Raw genomic sequence first — 5,255 nt, 5'->3', positions numbered from 1 at the left:
ACCTTCCGCATAGAGTTGTGCACCGCCGATCAGGAATGCCTCGGGCACCCCGTCGCGCGCGGCGAGCGCCAGCGCATCGGCGAGCGACGTGACCGTGTCGCAGCCTTCGAAACGGCGCGTGGCGTCGCGCGTGACGACGATGTTGCGGCGGCCCGGCAGCGGCCGGCCGATCGACTCGTGGGTCTTGCGGCCCATCACGATCGGCGCGCCCATCGTCGTGCGCTTGAAGAACGCGAGATCCTCGGGAAGTTTCCAGGGCAACTGGTTGTCGCGGCCGATGATGCCGTTGCGGGCACGCGCGACGATCAGGGTCAACGTCGTCATGAAGGTCGGGGAAGAGGGGAAACGGAATGGGGCCGATTTTACCGGAACGGTGGCGCGCACCGGATTTCCCGCATCCACATGGGCGTCGGCGCTTCTTGTGCGATGCGCCGTGCGTCGCGACGCGTGATGCCTCGCGTCGCGACGACCGTCCGAATAAAAAGAGTGCCCGCCGGGGGACGGAGCACAAAAACGTTTTATGCCGCGAAATCGGCGATACCGGTTCCGCTCGATGGCATCCCGTTCGACCGGATCGTCAGTTCAATATGTCATCCTGATTGAATTGAGGCGGCGAATATTCAGGGATGCGTATTGCCTCGCGCGTTGCCTTCCAGAGCATGCCGGATGTCGCCCGATTGCGGCGCCGGTAGCGGCATCGGCAACAGGGGCGGCGGCGGGAGTTCGTCCCACAGCGTCACGGAGGCCTGGGCGGCCGGCAACGGTTGCGGCGCCGACACGGCCACGATACCGAACCCGTTGGCTTGCACGACGCGCGGCGTGCTTCCGGCGAGCAGCACGGTGCGATCCGGCTGCATGCCTTCATCCGCGCATGCCGGTGCAGGCGGGCCGGCGGCCGAGAGCGCGAGCGTCATCGGCACGAAAGAAAGTAAAAGATGTTTTCGCATGGCGACTGTCTCCGGTCGTTTCCGTATTCAGCGAAATACATGCCACCGTACCGGGACCATTGCCGTCATTGCGATTCGCGCTCGAGTGTTGCGAATGGTGGCCGAAAACGCCTGAAAATGTTTCAGGCCTGAAACGATGGGGCTCGGGAATACTGCTGATTCAATCGACACGCTTCAAGGATGAAAATCGGCGCGTGTGTTGATGACGGAGTCCTTCTGCGCATGCGCTATGTGCAGATGATTGACCTGCGTCGACCTCTCGAGCGATTGGGCCGCATCGCCGTCGGTACTGAAACGGGTTTGTCGTATTCGGTGCCTATAACCAAGTTGTCTTGTCAAAAATTATTGGACGCGAGATAAGCGCCATCATGCGAGGCCTTGTCGTTGCCGCGCATCGGCATGGCGAATCGAGCCACCTCTGGCTGACCCGATTCGATCCTTTTGCACGTGACCTACGTGTGCGGCAATCGTTAGACGGTTGATGAACGGGGTGAGGATATGGGAGCCGATCAGCGGCACGTGATCTACTATTCGCGCGAACCGAACGACGCGTTGCGCGGCCATTTCGACGAATGCGGCTGGCGCGTCGATCTCGCCGAGACCGTGCGCGATGTGCGGCGCGTCGTGCAGCACGGCGTGGCAACCGCCGGCCTGCTCGATTTCTCGCCGGGCTTCAAGCCGTCGGACCTGCGCGAACTCGAATCCTGCCTGAGCATCCAGCACATCGGCTGGATCGCGGCGACGCGGCGCGGCCAGTTGCAGGACGCGACGCTGCGCCATCTCATTCGCGACTATTGCTTCGACTACGTGACGATGCCGTACGAAACGGCGCGGATCGTCGAGACCGTCGGTCATGCGCACGGCATGGTCGCCCTGACCGATCCCGTTGCGCCGCCCGTCGGCGCCGGGCGCAGCGAAGGCGAGATGGTCGGCACCTGCGATGCGATGCTCGGGCTGTTCCGGACGATCCGCCGTGTCGCGGCGACCGACGCGCCGGTGTTCATCTCCGGCGAGTCGGGCACGGGCAAGGAGTTGACGGCGGTCGCGATTCACGAGCGTTCGTCGCGCGCGCAGGCGCCGTTCATCGCGATCAATTGCGGGGCGATACCGTCGACGCTGCTGCAGGCCGAACTGTTCGGCTATGAACGCGGCGCGTTCACCGGCGCGAACCAGCGCAAGATCGGCCGCGTCGAGGCCGCCAACGGCGGCACGCTGTTTCTCGACGAGATCGGCGATTTGCCGCTCGAAAGCCAGGCGAGCCTGTTGCGCTTCCTGCAGGAAGGCAAGATCGAGCGGCTCGGCGCGCACGTGTCGGTGCCGGTCGACGTACGCGTGATTTGCGCGACGCACGTGGACATGGAAGCGGCGCTGCGCGAAGGGCGCTTCCGCGAGGATCTGTTTCACCGGCTGTGCGTGCTGAAGATCGAGGAGCCGCCGTTGCGCGCGCGCGGCAAGGACATCGAGGTGCTCGCGCGTCACATGCTCGAGCGCTTCAAGGGCGATGCGCATCGCCGCCTGCGCGGTTTTTCGCCTGACGCGGTCGCGTCGCTGTACGGCTATTCGTGGCCGGGCAACGTGCGCGAGCTGATCAACCGCGTGCGCCGCGCGATCGTGATGTCGGAAGGCCGGATGATCACCGCGGCCGATCTCGAACTGAACGACTATGCAATGCTCGCGCCGGTATCGCTGCTGGAGGCTCGCGAGGCGGCCGAGCGGCAGGCGATCGAGCAGGCGCTGCTGCGCCATCGCGGCCGTTTTGCCGATGCCGCGCGTGAGCTCGGCGTGTCGCGCGTCACGCTCTACCGGCTGATGTGCGCGCACGGCATGCGCGACCGCGGCGACACGCTGGGAGGGTTTTCGGCGCCGTTGCCGGAGCTTCCGCGTCACGCTTGCTAAAATTGGCGGGTACGGCCGCCCCTCGCGGCCGAAGGAACCCGCATGAAACAGTATCTCGATCTCGTTCGTACCATTCTCGATACCGGCACCTGGCAGGAGAACCGCACGGGAATCCGCACCATCAGCATGCCGGGCGCGATGCTGCGCTTCGACCTGCAGCAAGGCTTCCCGGCCGTGACGACCAAGAAGCTCGCGTTCAAGTCCGCGATCGGCGAGCTGGTCGGCTTCCTGCGCGCGTCGCGCAGCGCGGCCGATTTCCGCGCGCTCGGCTGCAAGGTGTGGGATGCGAACGCGAACGAGAACGCGCAGTGGCTCGCGAACCCGTATCGCCAGGGCGTCGACGATCTGGGCGACGTATATGGCGTGCAATGGCGCCAGTGGCCGGGCTACAAGGTGCTCGATGCGAACGCCGACGCGCAGATCGCCGATGCGACGCGCCGCGGCTTCCGGATCGTCACGCGTTTCGACGAAGACGGCGCGCCGAAGGTGCTGCTGTACAAGGCGATCGACCAGCTGCGCCAGTGCCTGGACACGATCATGGAGAACCCGTCCGATCGCCGCATCCTGTTTCACGCGTGGAATCCGGCCGTGCTCGACCAGATCGCGCTGCCCGCGTGCCATCTGCTGTACCAGTTCCTGCCGAACGCGACGAAGCGCGAGATCTCGCTGTGCCTGTACATCCGCAGCAATGACGTCGGCCTCGGCACGCCGTTCAACCTGACGGAAGGGGCCGCGCTGCTGTCGCTCGTCGGTCGGCTGACGGGCTATACGCCGCGCTGGTTCACGTATTTCATCGGCGACGCGCACATCTACGAGAACCAGCTCGACATGCTGCAGCAGCAGCTCACGCGCGAGCCGTACGAAAGCCCGCGGCTCGAGATTGCCGAGCGCGTGCCCGAGTACGCGAAGACGGGCGTCTATGCGCCGGAATGGCTGGAGCAGGTCGAGCCGTCCGATTTCTCGCTCGTCGGCTATCGGCACCATGAGCCGTTGACTGCGCCGATGGCGGTCTGATCGCACGGCCGGGGCCGCGCGGCTGCATCGCTTCGCATCCTGTAAAAAGGCTCGACCGGTATTCGCCGGTCGAGCCTTTTTGTTTCAGGTTTGCTGCACTTACTGGCGATGCCGTTCCTCGTGGCCGCCCTGCGGCGGCGGATTGCCCGGATGCGGCGCTTCGACGTGCGGCGCCGGCTGCGGCCGTGGTTCCATCCGGGGGGCCGGCATCGACGGGCGCGGCTCCATGCGGGGGGCGGGCTGCGGCTGCGGTCGCGGCTCCATACGCGGCGCCTGCGGCTGCGGCCGCGGCACGTCATGGACGGCTGGTGCCGGTGGACGGTACTCGTTCACGCGCGGCGGCGCGACTTCGCGATGCGGCGCGGGTTGAGCGAAGTCCGGACGCGGTTGCGGCGCGGGGGCGGCCCGTTCCGGTTGCGGCTGCGCATGGCGCGCCGGCGTCGGGAAATCGGGGCGCGGACGCGGTTGCGGAATCTGCGCGGTATGGTCGGACTGCGGTTGCGGCAGCGTGCGCGGCGCTTCGTTGCGGCCGCCGGGCGGTACGCCCTGCGGTGCCGGCACGCCGTCGGGATGCGGCACCGCGGCGCTGCGCACGGGCGGCAGCGCATTCTGTCCTGCCGCGTGCAGCGCGGTGGGGGGAGCCGCGCGCTGACGCTCCATCGGCGTGTGAGGCTGCATCCACGCGGGCGACGGCGTGTTGGCTGCGTGCGCGTTACCGGTCCCCCGCGGGGCGTTGTTCGCTTCGGGCGGATGCGGAACGCCGTTGCCGGCCGCGAATGCCTGATGCGGCATCGGGTTGCCGGGCGCCCGCGGCGGGCCGCCGTTGTCGAAACGCGGTGCGTTGGGCGTTTCGCCGTTCGCCGGCCGCGCGACATTCGGCATGCCCGGCATCGGTGCGCCCGGCCGTCCGGCCTGCACGCCGGCCGGCTGGCCCTCGCGCGGCGCGCGGGCCGGCTGGACGACGGGGCCGTGCGGATTCACGAGCTGCACGTTGTGCATCGCCCAGGCGCCGCCGCCCGGCTTGCCCGGCACGCGGACCGGGCGAGCCGTATAGTCGGCCGGCACGTTCGTCTTCACGACGGGCGCGCCGGCACCCGGCACGCGCCCGCCTTGCTGCGCGAGGTGGGCGGCGGCCTGATCGCGATACGCAGGCGGCACGGCCGGATTGCGCGTCGCGACGTACGGGTGTTGCGCGAGCGCCGCCGGCGGACGGTAGCTGGCATTGCGCAGCCCGCCGGTGAAGCTCTGGCGCACCGGCGCGATGCCGGGTGTGCCCGGGGTGACGTGCGCGTTGCGCCATTGCTGCGGATCGACGTGCTGCGAGAAGTGCGCGACCGGCTGGCCGTGCACGAACGCGGCGGCCGGCACGGCCGTGATCGCGTGCGGCGCGCGGAAGTT

Annotated in this window: 4 protein-coding genes and 1 pseudogene; 2 read left to right on the top strand and 3 right to left on the bottom strand. The window is 67.7% G+C overall.

Features of this window, described 5'->3' with window-relative positions; genetic code table 11:
- Both JMF90_RS22880 and JMF90_RS22875 read right to left on the bottom strand, forming a co-directional pair.
- Positions 1-324, bottom strand: a 324-nt coding sequence (locus JMF90_RS22880; protein ID WP_201325458.1) for a dihydrofolate reductase, incomplete at its 3' end; no start/stop codon positions are given.
- Positions 325-620: 296 nt separating this feature from the next.
- Complete coding sequence (locus JMF90_RS22875) at positions 621-914, bottom strand: hypothetical protein (protein ID WP_226292155.1); 294 nt, start codon at positions 912-914, stop codon at positions 621-623.
- 531 nt (positions 915-1,445) lie between these two features.
- On the opposite strand from JMF90_RS22875, the gene JMF90_RS22870 reads away from it, so the two are divergent.
- Together JMF90_RS22870 and JMF90_RS22865 are read left to right on the top strand one after the other, a co-directional pair.
- Positions 1,446-2,843, top strand: a complete 1,398-nt coding sequence (locus JMF90_RS22870; protein ID WP_011544909.1) for a sigma-54 dependent transcriptional regulator — start codon at positions 1,446-1,448, stop codon at positions 2,841-2,843.
- A gap of 42 nt (positions 2,844-2,885) precedes the next feature.
- Complete coding sequence (locus JMF90_RS22865; protein ID WP_006476535.1) at positions 2,886-3,857, top strand: thymidylate synthase; 972 nt, start codon at positions 2,886-2,888, stop codon at positions 3,855-3,857.
- Positions 3,858-3,956: 99 nt separating this feature from the next.
- On the opposite strand, the pseudogene JMF90_RS22860 reads toward JMF90_RS22865, so the two are convergent.
- A pseudogene (locus JMF90_RS22860) lies at positions 3,957-5,255 on the bottom strand (hypothetical protein); the annotation flags it as partial.

Source organism: Burkholderia sp. E168m23, assembly GCF_016586125.1.
GTDB lineage: Bacteria > Pseudomonadota > Gammaproteobacteria > Burkholderiales > Burkholderiaceae > Burkholderia > Burkholderia orbicola.
This window is presented reverse-complemented; position numbering and strand designations above follow the sequence as displayed.

Bases quoted from the DNA above. Each gene is read 5' to 3' on its own strand.
- JMF90_RS22875 (WP_226292155.1), bottom strand. From the start codon at position 914: ATGACGCTCGCGCTCTCGGCCGCCGGCCCGCCTGCACCGGCATGCGCG.
- JMF90_RS22870 (WP_011544909.1), top strand. From the start codon at position 1,446: ATGGGAGCCGATCAGCGGCACGTGATCTACTATTCGCGCGAACCGAAC.
- JMF90_RS22865 (WP_006476535.1), top strand. From the start codon at position 2,886: ATGAAACAGTATCTCGATCTCGTTCGTACCATTCTCGATACCGGCACC.